Raw genomic sequence first — 19,494 nt, forward strand, 5'->3', positions numbered from 1 at the left:
TCCCATCCACTCTGATGCAGAGGACAATGACCATGACCGATCCTGTCACCCGCGGCATCAACCACATTGGCATGACGGTGCCCGATCTCGCCGCCGCTCTGTCCTTCCTGTCGGAGGCGTTCGACGGACAGCTCATCTACCAGTCGTTCGGTCCGCAGGATCCGCCGCGGCAAGGGCCCGATTTCGAACGTGCGGTCGACGCCATTCCCGGGACGGTCGTGCGCGCGCAAGCGATGGTGAAGATCGGCACCGGACCCGATATCGAATTGTTCGAGATGCACGGTCCCGAGCAGGCAGCGCCGGTGCGGGCGAGCGACTTCGGCATCACCCACTTCGCGCTGTACACCAACGACATCGACGCGGCGGTCGCGCGCTTCAAGCGGGCCGGCGGCACGCCGCTGACCGCGCCGCGCGCCATCCCTTATGCGACCGAGCGCGGCACCGGCAACAAGGTGTGCTACTGCCGGGCGCCCTGGGGCACCACGGTCGAGTTCATCACCACGCCGGATCGGATGCCCTACCACGACCAGACCGACCTGCGCCGGTGGCAGGACGACGACTGAGCAGTCACGAAGATGCCCGCGCCATCGTCGGATCACGGCAACACCGCTCGAAGATGCGTCTCGACGGTTTGGATGAAGGCGCGCAGGCGCTGCAGATGCTTGAGATCGCGATGGTAGCCCATCCAGATGTCGCGGCTGGGCGGCTCGGCCGGCAGGTCGAGACGCCGCAGTCCCGGCACCTGGTCGCCGACCGCACGAGGGAGCACGGCGATGCCGACGCCCTGGCGGCACAGATGCGCCTGCACGTTCCTGTTGTTCGATCGCACGACTGGCGCCGCAAGGGGGAAGCTCGCCTCGAGCCAGTCGATATCGGGGAAATGCCCGGTGGAGGTGTCGTGGGTGATCAGACGAAAGCCCGTGCCGTCACCGAATACGGGCTCGGGCGCCCCCGCCGCGACGTAAATGCCGTAGTTCAAGCGGGCGAGCCGTCGCTGCACGATATCCGAGGTTTCGAAGGGAACGATGCGGAAGGCGATGTCCGATTCACGCTGCGCGAGACTGAACAGGCGCGTGCCGGTGAGGATCTCGACTTCGACACCGGGATAGGCGCTCGTGTAGTCGGCGACGATCGCGGGGAGCACATAGGCGCCGAACCAGTCGGCCGAGGCGATGCGCAGCGCGCCGCGGAGCGCCTGCTCCTGCCCGGCAAGCCGTCGCTCGAGCGCCAGCGCGCCTTCCTCCATCTGCTCCGCCAGCGCCACGATGGCGCTTCCCTCCTCGGTCAGCACGAGGCCGTCGGCGGTCCGCTGGAACAGGATCTGACCGGTCGCCTCCTCAAGCGCGCGGAGGCGGCGCCCGACGGTGGGATGGCTGAGGCGCAGCGCGCGGGCCGCGCCGCCCAGCGTGCCCGACCGCATCACGGCCAGGAAGATGCGGACGTCGCTCCACTCCATCTCGGTCCTTCCACTATACCCGCGCGACCGCGCGCGACCTTCTCCTATACGAGCGTCCGCGGCCTTTCAGTTCAACCCGCCGATGCGCGCGCGCCCCGCCGCGGCGCGGACGAGGAGCGGGCAGCGCCGCTCGATCGACCGCTCGGCAAAAGAAAGGATCGAGGCGCGTGACCGAGATCGCCCGGCGAGCGAATAACAGACCATGCGACGCGAGCTTCTCTCGAGACTGATCCCCCGGTCGTCGCCCGACGCCGCGCGGGTCAGCCGTGACCGTCCGGCGCCGCCCGCGCCGGACGAGTGGGGCAAGCTGATGGCCGCCGCCCAGGACGGACATGGCGGCGCGTACCGCCGGCTGCTCGCGGAGACGTCGGCATGGCTGACGCGCTATTTCACCCGGCGGCTGCCCGCCGGCGAGGTGGACGACGCCGTCCAGGAGACGCTGATGGCGGTGCATCGCCGCCGCCACACCTACGATCCGCGCTACCCGTTCGGACCGTGGCTCGCGGCGATCGCCAAGAACAAATGGGTCGACCAGCTGCGGAGCCTGGCACGGCGACCGGACGATGAGCTGTCCGAGGAGGTCGCGATCGGCGACCATGAGGCGGCGGTGGTCAGCAGCTCCGTGCTCGCCACCCTGCTCGAGGCGCTGCGCCCGGCGCAGGCACAGGCGATCCTGCTGGTGAAGGTGCACGGATATAGCGTCGAGGAGGCCTCGTCGCGGATCGGCCTGTCGCCCTCGGCCGTGAAGATGAACATCCACCGTGGCCTCGCCCGGCTCACGGCTTTGATCGAGAAGACCACCGATGTCGAATGACGCCCTGATCGCCGCGCTCTCGTCCGGCCTCGCGCCTGTCCAGCGCCGCAGCCTCATGCGCGAGGGCGCGCTCCTCATCGCGCTGTGCGGGATGGAGCTGGCGCTGTTCCTGGCGATGGGCGCGATGCGGCCGGACATGCGTCACACGGCGGACTCGCCCTATCTGATGTGGCGGGTGGGAAGCCTCGCGCTCCTCGCCGTGACGGCCTGCGCGGTGGCGATCCGCTCCTTCTCGCCGGCGGCGCGGACGCGACCGGGCCTGATCTTCGCCGGCGGGCTGGCGGCCGCGGCGATCGTCGCGGGCGTGTTCGTCACCCCTTCGGGCGCGGCGCACCGCGCGCTGCTCGACCGTATCGACCCGGCGAGCGGGATCGTGTGCGCCACGTCGATCGTCGTGCTCTCGCTGCCGGTTATGGCGTTGCTCGGCGCGCTGATGCGACGCGCCGCACCGACCCAGCCGCGGCGCAGTGCGCTCGCCGCCGGGCTTGCCGCCGGCACCTGCGGCGCCTTCGTCTTCGCCTTCTGCTGCCCCTTCAACGACCCGCTCTACGCGGTGGTCTGGTACAGCATCGGCTGCGGCGCCGTGACCGCCACGGCGCGATGGTGCCTGCCGCGACGCCTCCGCCTCTGACCTGATGTGCCGCGGCCAGCCTGGCCGCGATCGACCCAACCGCCGCCGCCCGACCCAGTTCGCCGGGAGCGACGACGCGCGCCCTCACCCCGAAAGGAACCTGCCATGACGATCAATGCTGACACGAAAGCGCCCGACCTGAGCTGGCTCAGGGCCTATTATTACCTCCGCTTCGCGGTGGCTGCCGCCTGGGTCGCGCTGGCCTTCACGATCGCCGGCACGAGGCCCGCGCTCGCCGCCGCGATGCTCGTCGCCTACCCGGCCTGGGACGCGCTGGCGAACTATCTCGACGCCGCGCGCAGCGGCGGGCTCGCGCGCAACAAGAGCCAGATGCTCAACTTCGCGGTGAGCGCGATGACCGCGGTGGCGGTCGGCGCGACCCTCCCGCGCGGGCCGCACGCGGTCCTGCAGGTCTTCGGCGTCTGGGCCGTCCTGTCCGGTCTGTTCCAGCTCGCCACCGGCGTGCGACGCTGGAAGACCTATGGCGCGCAATGGGCGATGATCCTGAGCGGCGCGCAGTCCGGTCTCGCGGGTGCACACATGCTGAGCAAGGCCGCCGGGCCCGCCGCGGTCGGCATCGCCGACATCGCGCCCTATGCCGCGTTCGGCGCCTTCTACTTCCTCGTCTCGGCCGTCTCGCTGACGATCAGCACCGCACGCCGCCGCGCCAAGGTTGCCGCCACCTGAGCGGCCTCGCCACCATGACGTGCGCCTTAGCCTCGCTTGGTCGCGCGCGTGCCCGTCTCGTGCGGGCCCACCACCTCTGCCACAAGGCCCAGCGCCTCACACGATCAAGGTACGCCTAGCATGCGGAGCTTCGACGCCATCATCATCGGTGCCGGCCAGGCCGGGCCGGCGCTCGCCGCCAGGCTCAGCGCCGCGGGCCAGACCGTCGCCATCATCGAGCGACATCGGGTCGGCGGCACCTGCGTCAACACCGGCTGCCGGCCGACCAAGACGCTGGTGGCCAGTGCCTACGCGCTCCATACCGCGCGACGCGGGGCGGACTATGGCTTCACCGCCACCTCCGTCACCGTCGACATGGGCGCGGTGGCCGCGCGCGCCGACGCCGTCATCCAGACCGGCCGCCGCGGCAACGAGGCGTGGCTCTCCGGACTGACCGGCGTCGAGCTGATCCGCGGCCACGCCCGCTTCGAGTCCGCCATTGTCGTCGCCGTGGCGGGCGAGCGGCTGACCGCGCCGCGCATCTTCATCAACGTCGGCGGTCGCGCGGCCGTCCCGGACCTGCCGGGTATCGACGACGTCCCGTTCCTGACAAACACCGGCATGGTCACGCTTGACACGCTGCCGCGCCACCTGGTGGTGATCGGCGGCAGCTATATCGGGCTGGAGTTCGCGCAGATGTACCGCCGCTTCGGCGCGGCGGTGACGATCGTCGAGCGCATGGACCGGCTGATCGCGCGCGAGGACGAGGACGTCTCCGCGGCGGTGCGCGCGATCTTCGAGGCCGAGGGCATTACCGTGCTGACCGGCGCAGACTGCATCGGCTTCGAACGCCGGGGTGATGAGGTCGCGGTGCGCGTCGACTGTGCCACCGACGCGTCGCCGCTGCGCGCCAGCCACGTGCTGATGGCCGTGGGCCGGAGGCCGAACACGTACGATCTCGGGCTCGAGGCAGCCGGCGTCGAGGTCGACCGGCGCGGTTACATCATCGTCGACGACCACCTCGAGACCAGCACTTCCGGCATCTGGGCGCTCGGTGACTGCAACGGGCGCGGCGCCTTTACCCACACGGCGTACAATGATTTCGAGATCGTCGCGGCCAACCTGCTCGATGGCGAGGAGCGGCGCGTCAGCCAGCGTCTGCCCGGCTATGCACTCTATATCGATCCCCCGCTCGCCCGCGTCGGCCTGACCGACGCGCAGGCACTCGCGACCGGCAGGCCGCTGCTGCGCGCGACGCGGCCGATGACGCGCGTCGGCCGTGCGGTCGAGAAGGGCGAGACGCAGGGCTTCATGAAGATCGTCGTCGACGCGGAGACGCGTCGCGTGCTCGGCGCGGCGATCCTCGGCACCGGCGGCGACGAGGCGATCCACGGCGTGCTCGACATGATGAACGCCGACCAGCCGATCGAGCAGCTTCGCTGGGCGGTGCCGATCCACCCCACCGTGTCGGAGCTGATCCCGACGCTGTTGCTCGACCTCGAACCCTGGAACGGAGCGGCGTGATGCGCATGATTGGCCTGATCGGTGGCATGAGCTGGGAGAGCTCGGCGACCTATTACCGCCTGCTCAACGAGGGCGCCCGCGCACGCCTGGGTCCGACCGCCTCGGCTCGCTGCCTCTTGTGGTCGTTCGACTTCGCGGAGATCGAGGCGCTGCAACACGCCGGCGATTGGGACGGTCTCAGCGCGCGGATGGTGGACGCCGCCCGGCGGCTAGAGGCGGCCGGCGCGGATGCTGCTGATCTGCACCAACACCATGCACCGGATGGCGCCGGAGGTGCAGGGGGCGGTCGGCGTCCCCCTGGTCCACATCGCCGACGCCACCGCGGAGCGGATTGTCGCCGCTGGTCTGCGGACGGTCGGCCTGCTCGGCACCGCCTTCACGATTGAGCAGGACTTCTACAAGGGGCGGCTGCGCGACGCCTTCGGTCTGGAGGTAATCGTGCCCGAGGCGGCGGATCGCGCGACCGTGCACCGGATCATCTACGACGAACTTGTCGCCGGGCGGGTCGAGCCCGCCTCGCGCGAGGCTTACCGAGCGGTTATCGCTCGGCTCGTCGCGTTCGGCGCCGAGGCGGTGATCCTCGGCTGCACCGAGATCATGATGCTGGTGGGGCAGGACGACAGCCCCGTGCCGATCTTCGACACCACCGCGCTCCATGTGGTCGCCGCGCTCGACCGCGCGTTGTCGGTCGAGAGCGACAACGAAGCGCGGGGGAGGGTCGGATGAGCCAAGCCACTGCTACCGCCGCGGCGCGGCAGCCCGGCGCGGCCAGCGTGACCCGCTTGCTGCTCGCGTCGGCGTCGGCCGCGCTCCTCATCGGCGCGGCCGAGCCGGCGCCGCGCCTGATCGTGACGCTCCGCCCCGACCTCGCCGCGGACGCGCGCGGGCGGCTGCTGGTGTTCGCCACGCCGGCGAGCGGCGCGGACGCACGCGGCGGCGACGCGGTCGACTTGGAGCGTGGCCGACACGTCTGGGTGGCCGGTCGCGACGTGGCGGGGTCCGAGCCGGGGCGCTCGGTGACGATCGACGGGGCCACAGACGCCTTCCCGGCGAGCCTCGCCTCGCTGGCACCCGGCAGCTACCACGTGCAGGCGGTGCTCGACCGCGACGGCGACTATAACTTCGCGGGCCGGGCACCCGGCGATCTCCTGTCCGAGGTCGTGACCGTGCGTCTCCCGCTCGCGTCGCCCCCGACACTGCAGCTCGACCACGCCGTGCCGCCGGCGACCGACCAGTTCGACACCGCCGGCCTGCCTCCCGCAGCGGCCGCGCAGATCACTGCGTCGCGTCCGCACCTTCACGACGAGCGGATCGCCTCCCGCGCGCTGACGCGCTTCCGCGGAGAGCGCCAGGCCGTGGCGGCGTGGGTGCTGACCCCGCCCGGCTATGATCCCGCATCGCGCCGAACCTATCCGACGGTCTTTACGGCGGGCGGGTTCGGCGTCCGGCACAAGCTCGGCGGCCAGCAGCTGTCGCGGATGTGGCATCTGATGGAGACCGGCGCGATCCCGCCGATGATCTGGGTCGCGCTCGACCACGTCACCGCGACGGGCACGACCGAGTTCGCGGACAGCGCCAGCAACGGCCCATGGGGCGAGGCGCTGGTGCGCGATGTCATCCCCGCACTCGAGACACGTTATCGAATGGACGCGCGGCCGTCCGGTCGCTTTCTGACGGGTCACAGCTCGGGCGGCTGGTTCGCGCTATGGGCGATGGTGCGTTACCCGCGAGTGTTCGGTGGCAGCTGGGCAACCGCGCCGGACCCTGTCGACTTCCACGACTTCATCGGTGTCGATCTCTACGCCCGCGACGCGAATATGTATCGTGCAAGCGACGGAGCGCAGCGTCCGCTCGAGCGCGACCATGGCGAGGTTCTCGACACGATCGAGGGTGCCGCCCTGCTGGAGCGCGTTCTCGGTCGCGAGGGTGGGCAGCTCCACTCGTTCGAGTGGGTGTTCTCGCCCCGACGTTCGGACGGCAACCCCGCCCCTTTGTTCGATCGCGCGACCGGCGCCGTCGACTTTGCCGTGGCCGCTTACTGGCGCGAGCATTATGATATCGTGCGCAAGCTCCAGGCCGAGTGGCCTCGCCAGCGCGGGCAGCTCGGTGGCAAGCTCCATGTCATCGTCGGGGACGCCGATTCCTATTACCTCGACGGCCCGGTTCACCGGCTCGACGCCGCGCTGCGCCGGCTCGGCGACCGCGCCAACATCCGCTTCGTGCCCGGCGCGACCCACAGCATGGCGGAACTCTACGCCAGCGCCGGCGACCGCAACGCGCTGTGGGAGGAGATGACCCGCGCCATGTATGCCGCGGCCAGGCCAGGCGAGACGTGGGACGGAGGCTATGGAAAGGTCCCTGCCGCCACGCCGGCGCGTCCGGCCACCCAACCCGACAGGGCATCATGAGATGACGTTTCGTGCGATGCTGACGCTCGCGGTGGCTGCCGCGCCTGCGGCTGCGGCGCCCTCGCCGGCTCCCGCTGTGCTGCCGGTGGATGCCGCCCTCGCACGATGGGACATGGCGGAAGCGCGCTCGCTCGCCGCGACGATGCCGGCGGGCGCCGACCGCTGCGCCGCGGAGGGCATCATCGCCAGCCGTGCCAACCAGCTCGAAACGGCGGCGAAGCTGCTCCCGCCGTGCCTGACCGCGCTGGAGCGGAACGGATCGCGTCGTGCCGAACCAGTGTTCGAGACGCTGCTCGATACCTACCTGCGTCTCGGTGAGTACGGAAAGCACCATGCCCTGTTGGCGCGCTGGCTCGGCACGCGAAGAGAGCGCATTGATCCGAACAGGCTGTCGGACCTCCGCGATCAACTCGCGAACGCGGCGGTGTTGCGTGACCTGCCCAGGCCGTCGGTGACGGGACGCCGGACCGCGATGCTGCGCACCTACCTCAATGTACTAGGCACCCGAACCGTCGATCTGACCGTGCGTAATGTCACGCTCCCGTGGTTGATCGACACGGGCGCGAATCTCTCGGTCGTGTCCGAGACCGCCGCGCGTCGCCTGCGACTGGAGGTCCGTGACGCCGGCTACCATGTCGCCGGGTCGACCGGCCATGCGGTGACCGTGCGGCTCGCCGTGATCGACGAACTCCCGGTCGGCGGCGTGATCCTTCGGAACGTGGTGGCGATTGTCGTTCCCGATGCAGCGCTGCGGATTCGGGCACCGCACGCGGACTATCGGATCGACGCCGTCCTCGGCTTGCCGGCATTAACGCAGCTCGGTCATTTCCGGATCGAACGGGAGGGCACCATGACGATCGACCGCGCCGCGCCGCCGCTTCGCTTGGGCGCACCGCTCTTCATGAACGCGCTGACGCCGCTGGCCGAGGTGGAGATCGCCGGGCGCAGAGGGCTGATGAACATCGACACGGGGGCGAACCGGACCACGCTCTACGCGAGCTACGCCGCACGCCTCACCGATCGCGCACCGCTCTGGTCGAGGCAGCGCGCTACCACCCTGGGACTGGGCGGCGGCAGCGATGCCGACGCCGCGGTCGAGCCCGAGTTGACGATCGGCGTCGGGGCCGCGAGAATCGCGGAACATGGCGTGTCCGTCGCGCTCGACGGAGACAGAGCGTCCCCGATCCTCGGCAATCTCGGACAATCGGGACTGTCGGCGAGGTGTAGCTACACCTTCGACTTCCGCTCGATGCGGCTCCTGCTCGGCGACGAGCCGCCGAAAGCAGGCACCTGCCGGGCGGATGGTTGACGAGACCGCGCGCGATTCGATGCGGTTCATGGCTTACACGGCGACACGGGCCTGATGCTGCCGGGCGCAGGCGAAACGGGACTGGAACGGCAGATGATAACGGATGAGCGATCGCTCCGGCTGGCGGCACGGACGATACCGACTCCAACCTCGATCAGCGTGGAGGCTCGCGCCGCGCTGGAGCAGCTCATCGGGACGGACGGCGTGCCGCTCAACGGGTTGTTCGAGCTGCCGGCGCACGACGACGTCGCGGGTTGGGAGAAGGTCAAAGCGGCGGTGGACGCCAATTACGCGCGCCTGCTCGCAGCCGCATCCGACATGCCCGGAGCGATCGTGGCGACGACCCGGTTCGAGGGTGCACTGGTCCACGTCGCCACGCCAGCGGATGTGATCGCGAGCGACGCGGTCTATTTGGAGCTACACGGCGGCGCCCTGGTCTTCGGTGGGGGCGATGCCTGTCGCCACGGCGCGCGCGTGCAGGCCGATCAGCTCGGCGTGACGGTGTGGAGCATCGACTATCGCCTGCCACCCGAGCATCGCTATCCGGCGGCGCTCGACGACTGTTTGGCGGTCTATCGCGCGGCGCAGGAGCGTCACCCTGCCCGTCGTATCTTCGTCGGAGGTCGCTCGGCGGGGGGCAATCTGGCGGCCGCGATGCTGTTGCGCGCGAGGGACGAAGGCCTGTCGATGCCCGCCGCGCTGGTGCTGCTGTCGCCCGAGGTCGACCTGACGGAGAGCGGCGACAGCTTCGCCGTCAACGCCGGGGTCGATGTCATGCTGCCGGGTTCGCTGATGGCGAATAACCTTCTGTATGCCGGCGGCGTCGACCTGGCCCATCCCTATCTCTCCTCGCTGTTCGGCGACCTCACCGGCTTCCCGCCCACGCTGCTTCTGACCGGTACGCGCGACCTGTTCCTGTCGAACACGGTGCGCATGGACCGCCGGCTGCTCGCCGCGCAGGTGCCCGCCGAGCTCCACGTGTTCGAGGCGATGCCGCACGGTGGCTTCGGCGGAACGCCCGAGGATCGAGACGCCGCGCGCGAGGTCACCCGCTTCGTGCACGATCGGCTCTCGCGCATCTAATTCGTCCGCCTGCGCTGCCGAAGAAAAGTCACTGTTTGCGTCGATTGCCGCCATGTTGCGGGTCGCTGAAGCCTGCCACGAGCGTCGCAGCGATCGCCTGCGCGGCCAAGGCGAGCTCCTCGTCGGCGATCTCACCCGCGGTCCAGAACGACAAAACGCCGCGGAAGCCGAGCGCGAGTTGGACCGACAGTTCCGCCACGTCCCGACTCCGGTCGCCTGAGCTCGGCGCCTCCTCAACCTGTGTCGCCAGCGCCCACAAGGCGGTCGAATGCGCCAGCACCTGCCCCGGGGATGGTCCGGCCGTACCGATCCAGCTCATCACCGCACGATTGACCTCCGGCTGCTCGAGCATCACCGCCACCGCCAGCTCGACCGCCAATCGCACCCGCGCCATGAGATCGCGCGGCGCCGGCGCCGCTTCGAACCGTGCGATCATCGCGTCAATGCGGCGTGCGGACAGAGCGTGCATGATCGCGGCCTTGCCGCCGAACTGATTGAACGGCGTGACGAAGCTGACCCCGGCTTCGGTTGCGAGGTCGCGCATAGAATAGGTCGCGCGACCATCGCGCAGCAGCCTCTCCGCCGCATCGAGCACGCGCTGACGTACAGGTTCGCCCCTGCTGATCTTGCCTGGCTTGTCGTCGGTCATCAGCTAACTATATCATGATACACTTGATTGCCATCATAGGAGATAGCTCATGCCCCACGAGGTTCCAAAAACCTTCCTCATCACCGGCGTCAGTTCCGGTCTTGGCCGCGCCTTTGCCGCCGGTGCTCTCGCCGCCGGCCATCGCGTCATCGGAACGGTGCGCAAGCAGGACGACGCCGACACGTTCGCCGCGCAGGATGCCGGGCGGGCTCACCCGCTCCTTCTCGACGTGACCGACTATGCGCGCATCCCGGATGCGGTAGCCGCGGCCATCGCGCGGGTCGGCCACATCGACGTGCTCGTCAACAACGCCGGTTATGGCCACGAAGGCGCACTCGAGGAATCGTCGATCGACGAGCTTCATCGCCAGTTCGCTGCCAACGTATACGGCCCCGTCGCGATGATGAAGGCGGTCTTGCCGGGCATGCGTCAGCGCCGCCGCGGTCACATCGTCAACGTCACCTCCATGGGCGGCTTCATCACCATGCCCGGGATCAGCTTCTACTGCGGCAGCAAGTTCGCGCTCGAAGGCATCTCCGAGGCACTTGGCAAAGAGGTCGCCGATCTTGGCATCCGCGTCACCTCGCTAGCACCGGGGCAGTTCCGCACAGACTGGGCGGGCCGTTCGATGGAGCGCACCCCCCGCAGCATCGGCGATTACGACGATGTCATCGACCCGGTCCGCGCCGCAAGAGAGGCGAAGAGCGGTCATCAACCCGGCGATCCTACGAGAGCGGCACAGGCGCTGCTCACACTGATAGATGCGGAGACACCTCCCACACGGCTCTTTCTCGGCGACGATGCTCTCCAGCTTGTCGGCAAGAAAATCGACGGCATGCGAGAAGAGATCGCACGCTGGGAGCCGCTGTCCCGATCAACAGCGTTTTCTTCGTAGCGGAGATGAGGAGTATGCGGCGAGGTGTATGGACCCAACAACGGTCATTCCGAAGGTTCTGATTGCTTCCCAACTCTCGCCATTCGTTCATGTCGATGCGGCGCCTAAGCTGACACCCAGGGCAGCCGTACCCTCTCCCTCAATCACCAACTCGGGTTGCGGCGGCGACCGTTGCGGCAAGCGCGTCCTCAGCCCTCTGCCTCAAGGCAGGGTTGGTGGAACACAGATCCCGACGCATCCCTCGGGCGCTCGACTCACGACAGAGGCAATCAACGCCAGCTGTTCCGCCGTCATGCCGTCCGCTCCCCTTGTTCTCGTGCTCGCTGACCCATAGTCCGACCCGCGGCTCGAAGCCGCGCATTGCAGACGCTGGGAACGTTTAGCCGTTGAGCCGGCCGGGCCACGCGGATCTGCGCACGCGCGTGTCCGTCTCGTTCGCCTCCTCGGCACTCGGACTAACCAGAGTGAGGCCGACTTGCGCTGACAGGGCCTCCGGCAGCGTCGGTGCGGTCACGTCGTCGATCTCGAACCTGTCTCGTCCCAGCTCCTTGGCCCGGTACAGCGCCCGATCCGCCCTCGCGATGACCGTATGAAGCGGCTCTCCGTCGGCCGACGACGTGAGGCCGGCGCTGAAGCGCACCTGCATCCCCGACACCTTGGTCTCGACCTGCTCAGGGAGCCTGCTGCGGATTCCCTCGAGAACTTCCAGCGCGTGGGCTGCAGACCGGTGCCGGAAAACCATGACGAACTCCTCGCCTCCCCACCGTGCGACAACGTCATCCTGGCCGGCGCTCGAGGCTAGCAGCGCGGCGAAGTGCTTGAGCACCTCGTCGCCGACATTGTGCCCGTACCTGTCGTTTATGGCCTTGAAGTGGTCCACATCGAGCAGAGCCACGGTGGAAGCGGCGCCGAACCCCTCCCGATGCAGCAAGCCTCGCTCGCGACCGGTGAGGCATCGGCGGTTCAGCAAGCCGGTAAGCGGATCTGTATCTGCGGCGCGCGACAGCTTACGCCTGTGGCTGACGCCCATGACGAGCATCGTTCCCAGCATGACGAGGCCCGCTGCCGCCGACCAGGCGAGTTGCCGATAGCGCTGCGCCTGCTCGCTCTCGCGTTCACGTGAGAAGCGGAGGCTACGGGCCAGTTCCTCCGTGCGCGCTGCCGACCTGTCGGCCTCGAAGCTCGCGCGCAGCACAGCGGTCTGCCTCGACCGCTCGTAGGCGGACCTTCGCTCGTCCAGACGTACGGAACGTTCCAGGTCCCGATAGGCGCCTTCCGTCCTGCCCATGGCTCGGTTCACGTCCGCGCGAAGCCGATAGGCCTGCGGCGCCGAGGCGAAGGAGGAGAGCCGGTCCGCGTCCTCGAGCAGATGGTCGAGCAGTTCGAGCGCGCGGGCGTACCGTCCCGACATCCACTCCATCTTGGCCCTGAGAAGCTGCGCCTGCGCGCTGGCCGGCTCATTCGACGCGTCAAAGACGGCCTGGGCTTGACGGCAGAGCGGTTCCGCGGCCGGCAGACGGCGGAGCTCGATCAACGCGGCGCAGGTCTGGAGATCGATGTAGGCGGAGCCGACCGGATCGCTCGTCCGGGGGGACCGCACCCTTGATCGATCGAAGTCGGCGAGCGCAGTCGCGTACGCACCCCGAGTGAGATTGAACAGGCCCCTGAAGTACAGATCGTTGGCCAGCGCGACCTTCCGGTCATGCGTCCTATCCCAGGCGATCACCTCCTCGATGAGAGCGATCGCCTGAAGATGGTCGCCCGCCGCGTTCAAGACCCTGGCCAACTTCTCGGTTGCTATCAGGTGCGGCAGCTCGCGGCCCGGCCGCTTTGTGAGCCGGTAGGCCGAGGCGAGGAGAGACACTGCCCGCTCCGGGGCGCCCGATAGGCGCCGAGCCTCTCCGCGAGCGATCTGGAGACAGGCGATCGACACGATGTCGGGAGCCTTACGATCAAGGGCGGATATAAGCGAAGAGGCCTCGCGATCGACTTGCTCGATCTTCAACCCGTTCATCGCGGCGCGGGTCAGCAGCTCGACGCGAAGCTGCAGGTCGACGGACGATACGCCGTCGATCACCTGTCGGACGGTACTCCTCGCCCTGGCAGGCTGGGACAGGGTGTCGTACGCCTCCGCCCGCGCTGCCATGCGCCAGCCCCAAGCGAGATCGCCGTCCGTTCGCAGCGGATCGCCTCTGGTGGAGAGAAGGAGCGCGGGTGGGTCGCGCCCCGCGTCATCCGCCAGCGTCTGCAGCCCAGGCGTCGGCGCGCGCATGCATCCGGCCCGCGCCTCTCCCAGGCCAAGAACGCAGGTCAGGGGAAGAAGCGCGGCGACCGCCGACCTCCGCCAGAACCGGCCGTGATCCTCAAGAAGACGAAGACTCGCCCGCATTCGCCGATCCTCGAGCGTAGCCGCCCGCTTTAGCCGAGGCGAACTAAGGTTTGGTGAACCGGCCAACACCCTAGCCAACGCGATCGCGGGATGGCCAGAGCGAGGCGACGGCCCTGCCCCGCATGTGACAAGAAAATGGGCGCTCATCGGTCGAACTATTGCTGAGCACACGTACGACCTCGTGCTACCTTGGTTTAGCCGGACACAGAGCGCGAGTACGTCTCCGCACTGTCGCTGAGAATGGTCAGTCGACCATCAAGCCGATCGAACCCAAGACCTACGTTGTCTATCTCCGCCGCCACAATCTCCGTCTGTTGCCGAATGGCGGCTATGGTGATGGACATCGTCTCTGCTGCTAGTGCGGTCTCGTCGACCGCTGCGGTGATTGCGGTGACGGTCTGAGCCTGCGCATTCATCGTGCGCCGGATGCGATCGGCGCCCTCCTGTACCTCGGCCACCGTCGTTTTGATGCCGGCGTTCACATCCACCGTAGCCTCGGTAGCCGACTGTATGGAGGCGATCTTAGCTGTTATTTCGTCGGTAGCGCGCGCGGTCTGGCCGGCAAGGCTCTTCACCTCTTGTGCGACGACGGCGAAGCCTCGCCCGGCATCTCCGGCGCGGGCGGCCTCGATGGTCGCGTTGAGGGCAAGCAGATTGGTCTGGCCGGCGATGTCCCGGATCAAGCCGAGGATCGATGCGATCGACCTAGCGTGTCCACTCAGCGCCTCGGACGTCTCCACCGCGCTGGTCGCTTGGCTGCTTGCCCGATTGGCGACTGCCGCCGCGCCGTCCACCTCGGTCTGTACCTCCCTTATCGCCAGTATGAGGCCGGCGGCAGTGCGCGCAGCGTCGCGCATCGCGACCGCGGACTGCTCGGCCGCTGCGGCGACCTCGCTCGCCTGCACCAGCATCCCTCGCGTGGCGCTCGCGGTCGCCGTCGTCTGTTCGCGCAGAGCAGAGCCATCACTGACGCTGCCGCTGACGAGCGATGAGATGCCGTCGCGGAACCTCTCAGCCGTCGTGTGGCGCTGCCGCTGCGCAGCGGCGTCGACTTGAGAGGCATGGACCGTCGCGAGTACGTCGCAGTGGAGAGCCTGCAGGCGAAGAAAGAGGCGGTTGATAGCAGTCCGCTCCTCTTTCGAGCAGTTGTACTCCTCCGTCATCAGCTCGACGCACAGGGCGATCGTGCCGCTTCTGAGCGCCAGGACGGCAGTCAGGGGCACCCCAGCATTGAAGGCGGTGATCATCCACTCCGCACTTAACGAAGACCAGCAACCCTCTTTGAGGTCGCAGAGCATGTCGCGGACGATCTCGTTAAATGACGCAATGTGCTGGTCACGCGCCATGTAGGCAACTTGCGGCACCAGACGGTACCATCCATCGAGCTCCGCTTCTGCGACCCGGTGCGCATGCGGCTGCAAAATGGTCCAGATATGGTGGCCAAGCAGATCGTCTGCTTCGGAAAAGCCGAATAGCTGAAGCTTCTTGGTGAGGTGAAGCTCACCAAGTTCGACCTCACCGATGTCGCGCAGGCTGTCCATCGCGACTTGCTAAAGCGCCACGGTTAAGGCGGCGTTAGCATCAGCACCGCCGCCGCACAACGTTCCTGACCCGAATCGAATGTCAATCGCTGCTTGGCAATGCACCGGCCGCTGGGTGGTGAGAGGCTCAGGGTCAGGAACCCAGTTGGCGTCGCAAGCTTGGGCGGGCGATGCTCCCCTCCTGTCTCGTGACCCGGCCCAGAAGCGGCCGGTGTCGGCGCCCCACCCGCCTCCCAACTCCGGCCATTCGTCATCTTGGTGCCCGGTTCTTCTGAGCGTTCCGCAGAGCGCCGGTCCGGCCTTTTAGGCAGAATAGCCGGATGTCCGCATGCGAGCGCTCAGGTCGTCTTTGAGCGCCTTCGTTCATCCGGGAGGCTGGAGCAGCTGGTCACCCGCTGTTTCTTCTTACGGGCCCACCCAGGGGCGCTTGATCACAGTCAATTTCATCAATCCCTGCCGAGACTTCTCCAACAGCTTAGGTAGGAAAGGCGATGCGACGTCGCTCCACCTGTGCGGAGCTGTTGGGAGAAGGCGGATGGCGGATACGGCTGGTTGGGTAGCGCTAGTCGCGACCTGCGTGGCAGCGCTCATGACCGCCGCCAACCTCGGCGCCCGCGTCACAGGTTGGGGCTTCGTCGTTTTCACGATCGGCGCGGTCAGCTGGATCGTCGTCGGGCTAACGTCCGGCCAGCAGCAGCTCCTCTATTCGAACCTGTTCCTCGGCATCGTCGACCTGTTCGGCATCTGGCGATGGTTGGGCCGCCGTGCGCGCATCAGCGATGCGACGCGGGCGGAGGAGAGACGGAGCACCAAGCTGTCCGGCGAAGCGCTGTTCTCGGTGGCGTCGCTCGACGGTCTTCCTGTTAGAGCGGCCGACGGCTCGGTGGCAGGCCACGCGGTCGACGCCCTGGCCGGCTGCGGCGGGGGCGGAGTCGAATATCTGGTCATTCGCATCGGCGGCTTCGGCGGAATTGCGGAAACCCTCCACCGTCTTCCATGGTCCAACGTTTCGGTCCGCGATGGCGAAGTGCACACTGCGCGGCGGCCGGAGGAGTTCCAGGAGCTCGCCGTGGTAGTTTAGTAGCGACGGCTGGGTTCCCGCGGACGCATCGCGATTGCCGCGCATGCGTCCTCACCGTGCGACTGTGAAGGGAACCAACGAGCGCGCTCGGTTTGTTCCGAGTAGCGGCACGGTTCTGACGCCACCTATGCCGGCCTCAGGGTGCGAGGCGGGGGGGGTGACCGATCCACGGGATAAGGTCCCAGAAGCAGACGTCCTCGGCCCTTTCCCAGCTTTTCAGCTTGGGCTTTTCGTTCTTCCCTCGTGACGACCGCGTTTGGCGCCCGAACCCGCTAACTCAGATGTCGCGATGGGCGAGAGTTTATGACGCGGGCTGTCCAGGCACGAGTTTTGCGCCGGATGAGCTGTGAACGGCTTCTGGAGAAAGCTCAGGCACGGGATGAGCGGCGGCGTTACGTCGAACCGTAGATGCCACTCCGGATTCCTCGTTATACAGAACCAGGATTGTAGCGATCGGTGCGGCGGTGAGGATCAGCAGGAAAAGGCCGATCAGCCACTCGCTGGTATCTAGTGGATGCGAGAAGCTACCATTGGGCTGCATCGACGGGTAAGGTCGCATCGGGCGCCTGCCGGCTTTCCTGTGGTGAAACGGGCGGTGCGCGGTCGACTGGTGGGCAGACGGCCTGATGCGCGAACGATCATAAGCGGCGCGTGCTTCCCTCTTCCCCAAGACGGCATACGCCTCGTTGATTTCTTTCGCACGAGCAGAAACATCCGCACCGTGATTGGCATCGGGGTGATATTGACGGAGTAGCGCTTTCCACGCAGCATGAATAGCGTCGCGATTTGCCGTCGAGGGTACCCCTAGGACCGAATAATAGTCGGGTGAGAGAGCCATCTAGCCGTTACCTACGGCGAATACGCGAGAAAGGAAAGTCCGACTACCGCGTGATCTTAACCGGGCCTTCCTCGGTGGCTCGAAGGGCGGCTTTAGGCGCCAAAAACCAGGTGGCTACCCTTCGTATCCGCAACATCGTGCTTTCGGTGACGCCACGCTGCCTCCCGGCGCTGACCGACACCGGGCCGTTCAGCTCACCCGCTCGCCTTCTCCTTTGGTCAATCGTTGAGGTGCGGCTCTCAACTTCTACAGGAGGTCATGCCCTCGTATCCCGTCCCGCTCCACCCCACGTTGGGCCTGCACAGTCGACGCAGGAGCTTGCCCCATGTTCATCGCCATGAACCGATTTCAGGTCATCCCTGGTGAGGAGGAAGCCTTCGAGCAGGTCTGGTTGTCCCGCGACTCACACCTCGCCGACGTACCCGGCTTCGTCGAGTTCCACATGCTGCGCGGTCCTGCGGCCGACGATCACGTCCTCTACTCGTCACACACCGTGTGGCAGTCGCGCGGTGACTTCGACAATTGGACCCGGTCCGAGGCGTTCCGTGCCGCGCATCGCGGTGCGGGTGACCACAAGCTTTTGTATCTCGCGCCGCCTCGCTTCGAAGGCTTCGACATCATCCAGACGGTCACGCCATCGTGACGGTCACTCGGCGCCCGACGTTCGCCGGCCGGATCGAGCAGGCGATCGACACCGTCGTTGGCGCCATCGCATCGCCGATCGTCACCCGCATCGCCGCGTTCAACAAGCGCCGCCTGCCGCCGCGCGATGCGCCACATCCGCTGCTTACCGGCATCCACGAGCCAATGACCGAGGAACTGACCCTCACCGACCTCGCCGTCGAGGGTATCATCCCACCCGAGCTCGACGGCCGCTACGTTCGCATTGGACCAAACCCGGCCAATGCCGACCCGCGCTCCTACCATTTCTTCACCGGGGACGGGATGCTGCACGGCATCCGCCTCCAGGGCGGACGAGCCCGGTGGTATCGCAATCGCTGGATCCGCTCGACCGACGTCGCGGCGGCCAGGCACGTGCCGGCGGCGCCGGGGCCACGGCACATCTTCGACACCGTCAACACGAGCGTGCTGGATCATGCCGGCAGCGGCTGGGCGCTGGTCGAGGCCGGCAGCACGCCCGTTCGCTTCGACGAGCATCTGGAGACGCAGCGCTACGATGACTTCGACGGCACGCTGCCCGGATCGTTCACCGCGCATCCGCGACGTGATCCAGCGACGGGCGAATTGCACGCGCTCTGTTACGAAGCGACCGATCCGAAGCGCGTTCGGTACAACGTCGTAGATGTCACCGGCCGGGTGCGACGATCGGTGACGATCCCTGTGTCGCACGGGCCGCTGATCCACGACTGCGCCATCACGCAGCGCTACGTCGTCGTCATGGACCTGCCGCTCACCCTGTCGATGCGCACGGTGCTGGCGGGGCACGGCTTTCCCTATCGGTGGAGCGAGAAGCACCCGGCCCGGATCGGGCTGCTGCCACGTGAGGGCGAGGCGGAGGACATCCGGTGGTTCCCGCTCGATCCCTGCTTCGTGTTCCATACCGCCAACGCGTATGATCTACCGGACGGAAGCGTGGCGCTCGACGTGATCGCGTACGACCGCATGTTCGCCGGCGACAACTTGGCGCCGGACGAGCAGCCCCGCGGCCTTGAGCGCTGGACGATAAACCCGTCGACCGGATCGGTGGATCAGCGCGCGATCGACCCCGCGGCGCAAGAATTGCCGACGATAGACGAGCGTCGCACCGGGCGCCCCTACCGCTATGTCTATGCGCTCGGCCTGCCCGAACAGATGACGGAGACGCTTGTCGGTCAGGCACCGCTGATCAAGCACGACTTGGAGGGTAACAAGCGTTGGCTGCACGATTTCGGGCCGGGACGCATCGCGGGCGAATTCGTCTTCGTGCCGCGCTCGCCAGAAGCTGGCGAGGATGACGGCTGGCTTATCGGGCTCGTAATCGACGCCGGCGGGCACACCACCGCGCTGGAAATATTGGACGCACGAAACTTCGAGGCGCCGCCCGTAGGACTCGTTCGCATCCCGCATCGCGTGCCGCCTGGCATCCATGGCGCCTGGTTGAGGTAACTCGATCCACGTCGCAGTCGCTTGGCCCGCCAGACCGACGCTTGACCGTCAGCGGACGTCTAGCGAGCGCTCCACCTCGGCGATGAGCCGACAGACGCTTCTCG

At 67.5% G+C, this 19,494-nt stretch carries 17 protein-coding genes and 1 pseudogene; 13 read left to right on the forward strand and 5 right to left on the reverse strand.

All coding sequences use genetic code 11. From position 1 onward, the window contains the following. The first annotated feature begins 32 nt into the window (after positions 1–32). A complete protein-coding gene (locus tag FHY03_RS01810) occupies positions 33–563 on the forward strand; it encodes a VOC family protein (RefSeq protein WP_183928389.1) in 531 nt (176 codons plus the stop codon). Positions 564–595: 32 nt separating this feature from the next. Here the strand turns inward: FHY03_RS01810 and FHY03_RS01815 are convergent, their stop codons facing one another. Then, positions 596–1,456, reverse strand: a complete 861-nt coding sequence (locus FHY03_RS01815; RefSeq protein ID WP_183928391.1) for a LysR family transcriptional regulator — start codon at positions 1,454–1,456, stop codon at positions 596–598. Between the two features lie 310 nt (positions 1,457–1,766). Here FHY03_RS01815 and FHY03_RS01820 point away from each other — a divergent pair, with 310 nt between their 5' ends. The 8 genes and pseudogenes from FHY03_RS01820 (at position 1,767) to FHY03_RS01855 (ending at position 9,891) form a co-directional block, all read left to right on the forward strand. Beyond that, positions 1,767–2,270 (forward strand): sigma-70 family RNA polymerase sigma factor, encoded by a 504-nt coding sequence (locus tag FHY03_RS01820; RefSeq protein ID WP_260158685.1) that lies wholly within the window; start codon positions 1,767–1,769, stop codon positions 2,268–2,270. Further along, positions 2,260–2,901, forward strand: coding sequence for an NrsF family protein (locus tag FHY03_RS01825; protein ID WP_183928395.1), 642 nt, complete (start codon positions 2,260–2,262; stop codon positions 2,899–2,901). Before FHY03_RS01820 ends, FHY03_RS01825 begins: the two co-directional genes overlap by 11 nt. A gap of 105 nt (positions 2,902–3,006) precedes the next feature. Next, on the forward strand, positions 3,007–3,588 hold the full coding sequence (locus FHY03_RS01830) for a DUF308 domain-containing protein (protein WP_183928397.1): 582 nt from the start codon (positions 3,007–3,009) through the stop codon (positions 3,586–3,588). Between the two features lie 120 nt (positions 3,589–3,708). Then, positions 3,709–5,091, forward strand: coding sequence for an FAD-containing oxidoreductase (locus FHY03_RS01835; protein WP_183928399.1), 1,383 nt, complete (start codon positions 3,709–3,711; stop codon positions 5,089–5,091). After that, a pseudogene (locus tag FHY03_RS01840) lies at positions 5,091–5,817 on the forward strand (aspartate/glutamate racemase family protein). The gene FHY03_RS01835 and the pseudogene FHY03_RS01840 overlap by 1 nt, the downstream one beginning before the upstream one ends. Next, on the forward strand, positions 5,814–7,499 hold the full coding sequence (locus tag FHY03_RS01845) for an esterase family protein (protein ID WP_183928402.1): 1,686 nt from the start codon (positions 5,814–5,816) through the stop codon (positions 7,497–7,499). The pseudogene FHY03_RS01840 and the gene FHY03_RS01845 overlap by 4 nt, the downstream one beginning before the upstream one ends. Before the next feature lie 16 nt (positions 7,500–7,515). Next, entirely contained in the window at positions 7,516–8,808 is a 1,293-nt protein-coding gene (locus FHY03_RS01850) for a retropepsin-like aspartic protease (protein ID WP_183928404.1), read from the forward strand. A 159-nt stretch (positions 8,809–8,967) separates the two neighbouring features. Further along, on the forward strand, positions 8,968–9,891 hold the full coding sequence (locus tag FHY03_RS01855) for an alpha/beta hydrolase (RefSeq protein WP_311721281.1): 924 nt from the start codon (positions 8,968–8,970) through the stop codon (positions 9,889–9,891). Between the two features lie 28 nt (positions 9,892–9,919). Here the strand turns inward: FHY03_RS01855 and FHY03_RS01860 are convergent, their stop codons facing one another. Beyond that, complete coding sequence (locus FHY03_RS01860; RefSeq protein ID WP_183928408.1) at positions 9,920–10,540, reverse strand: TetR/AcrR family transcriptional regulator; 621 nt, start codon at positions 10,538–10,540, stop codon at positions 9,920–9,922. Positions 10,541–10,589: 49 nt separating this feature from the next. On the opposite strand from FHY03_RS01860, the gene FHY03_RS01865 reads away from it, so the two are divergent. Next, complete coding sequence (locus FHY03_RS01865) at positions 10,590–11,435, forward strand: oxidoreductase (RefSeq protein ID WP_183928410.1); 846 nt, start codon at positions 10,590–10,592, stop codon at positions 11,433–11,435. Between the two features lie 379 nt (positions 11,436–11,814). Here FHY03_RS01865 and FHY03_RS21280 read toward each other — a convergent pair whose 3' ends face one another. Together FHY03_RS21280 and FHY03_RS01875 are read right to left on the reverse strand one after the other, a co-directional pair. Then, positions 11,815–13,512, reverse strand: a complete 1,698-nt coding sequence (locus FHY03_RS21280) for a diguanylate cyclase (protein WP_183921337.1) — start codon at positions 13,510–13,512, stop codon at positions 11,815–11,817. Between the two features lie 506 nt (positions 13,513–14,018). Further along, positions 14,019–15,365, reverse strand: coding sequence for a methyl-accepting chemotaxis protein (locus FHY03_RS01875; protein WP_183928412.1), 1,347 nt, complete (start codon positions 15,363–15,365; stop codon positions 14,019–14,021). A 589-nt stretch (positions 15,366–15,954) separates the two neighbouring features. Between FHY03_RS01875 and FHY03_RS01880 the strand changes: the two genes are divergently transcribed. Continuing rightward, positions 15,955–16,446 (forward strand): PRC-barrel domain-containing protein, encoded by a 492-nt coding sequence (locus FHY03_RS01880; RefSeq protein WP_260158613.1) that lies wholly within the window; start codon positions 15,955–15,957, stop codon positions 16,444–16,446. A 301-nt stretch (positions 16,447–16,747) separates the two neighbouring features. On the opposite strand, the gene FHY03_RS01885 is transcribed toward FHY03_RS01880, so the two are convergent. Then, positions 16,748–17,284, reverse strand: coding sequence for a J domain-containing protein (locus FHY03_RS01885; RefSeq protein ID WP_183928416.1), 537 nt, complete (start codon positions 17,282–17,284; stop codon positions 16,748–16,750). 325 nt (positions 17,285–17,609) lie between these two features. Between FHY03_RS01885 and FHY03_RS01890 the strand changes: the two genes are divergently transcribed. Together FHY03_RS01890 and FHY03_RS01895 are read left to right on the forward strand one after the other, a co-directional pair. Next, entirely contained in the window at positions 17,610–17,927 is a 318-nt protein-coding gene (locus tag FHY03_RS01890; RefSeq protein ID WP_183928418.1) for an antibiotic biosynthesis monooxygenase, read from the forward strand. After that, positions 17,924–19,390, forward strand: coding sequence for a carotenoid oxygenase family protein (locus FHY03_RS01895; protein ID WP_311721282.1), 1,467 nt, complete (start codon positions 17,924–17,926; stop codon positions 19,388–19,390). The genes FHY03_RS01890 and FHY03_RS01895 overlap by 4 nt, the downstream gene beginning before the upstream one ends. Positions 19,391–19,494 lie beyond the last annotated feature (104 nt).

The sequence above is a fragment of the Sphingomonas sp. BK345 genome (genome assembly GCF_014193845.1).
Taxonomy (GTDB): domain Bacteria; phylum Pseudomonadota; class Alphaproteobacteria; order Sphingomonadales; family Sphingomonadaceae; genus Sphingomonas.

What these genes read in the sequence shown, in the direction of transcription:
- FHY03_RS01810 (WP_183928389.1), top strand. Translation starts at nt 33, where the DNA reads ATGACCGATCCTGTCACCCGCGGCATCAACCACATTGGCATGACGGTG.
- FHY03_RS01815 (WP_183928391.1), bottom strand. Translation starts at nt 1,456, where the DNA reads ATGGAGTGGAGCGACGTCCGCATCTTCCTGGCCGTGATGCGGTCGGGC.
- FHY03_RS01820 (WP_260158685.1), top strand. Translation starts at nt 1,767, where the DNA reads ATGGCCGCCGCCCAGGACGGACATGGCGGCGCGTACCGCCGGCTGCTC.
- FHY03_RS01825 (WP_183928395.1), top strand. Translation starts at nt 2,260, where the DNA reads ATGTCGAATGACGCCCTGATCGCCGCGCTCTCGTCCGGCCTCGCGCCT.
- FHY03_RS01830 (WP_183928397.1), top strand. Translation starts at nt 3,007, where the DNA reads ATGACGATCAATGCTGACACGAAAGCGCCCGACCTGAGCTGGCTCAGG.
- FHY03_RS01835 (WP_183928399.1), top strand. Translation starts at nt 3,709, where the DNA reads ATGCGGAGCTTCGACGCCATCATCATCGGTGCCGGCCAGGCCGGGCCG.
- FHY03_RS01845 (WP_183928402.1), top strand. Translation starts at nt 5,814, where the DNA reads ATGAGCCAAGCCACTGCTACCGCCGCGGCGCGGCAGCCCGGCGCGGCC.
- FHY03_RS01850 (WP_183928404.1), top strand. Translation starts at nt 7,516, where the DNA reads ATGCTGACGCTCGCGGTGGCTGCCGCGCCTGCGGCTGCGGCGCCCTCG.
- FHY03_RS01860 (WP_183928408.1), bottom strand. Translation starts at nt 10,540, where the DNA reads ATGACCGACGACAAGCCAGGCAAGATCAGCAGGGGCGAACCTGTACGT.
- FHY03_RS01865 (WP_183928410.1), top strand. Translation starts at nt 10,590, where the DNA reads ATGCCCCACGAGGTTCCAAAAACCTTCCTCATCACCGGCGTCAGTTCC.
- FHY03_RS01875 (WP_183928412.1), bottom strand. Translation starts at nt 15,365, where the DNA reads ATGGACAGCCTGCGCGACATCGGTGAGGTCGAACTTGGTGAGCTTCAC.
- FHY03_RS01880 (WP_260158613.1), top strand. Translation starts at nt 15,955, where the DNA reads ATGACCGCCGCCAACCTCGGCGCCCGCGTCACAGGTTGGGGCTTCGTC.
- FHY03_RS01885 (WP_183928416.1), bottom strand. Translation starts at nt 17,284, where the DNA reads ATGGCTCTCTCACCCGACTATTATTCGGTCCTAGGGGTACCCTCGACG.
- FHY03_RS01890 (WP_183928418.1), top strand. Translation starts at nt 17,610, where the DNA reads ATGTTCATCGCCATGAACCGATTTCAGGTCATCCCTGGTGAGGAGGAA.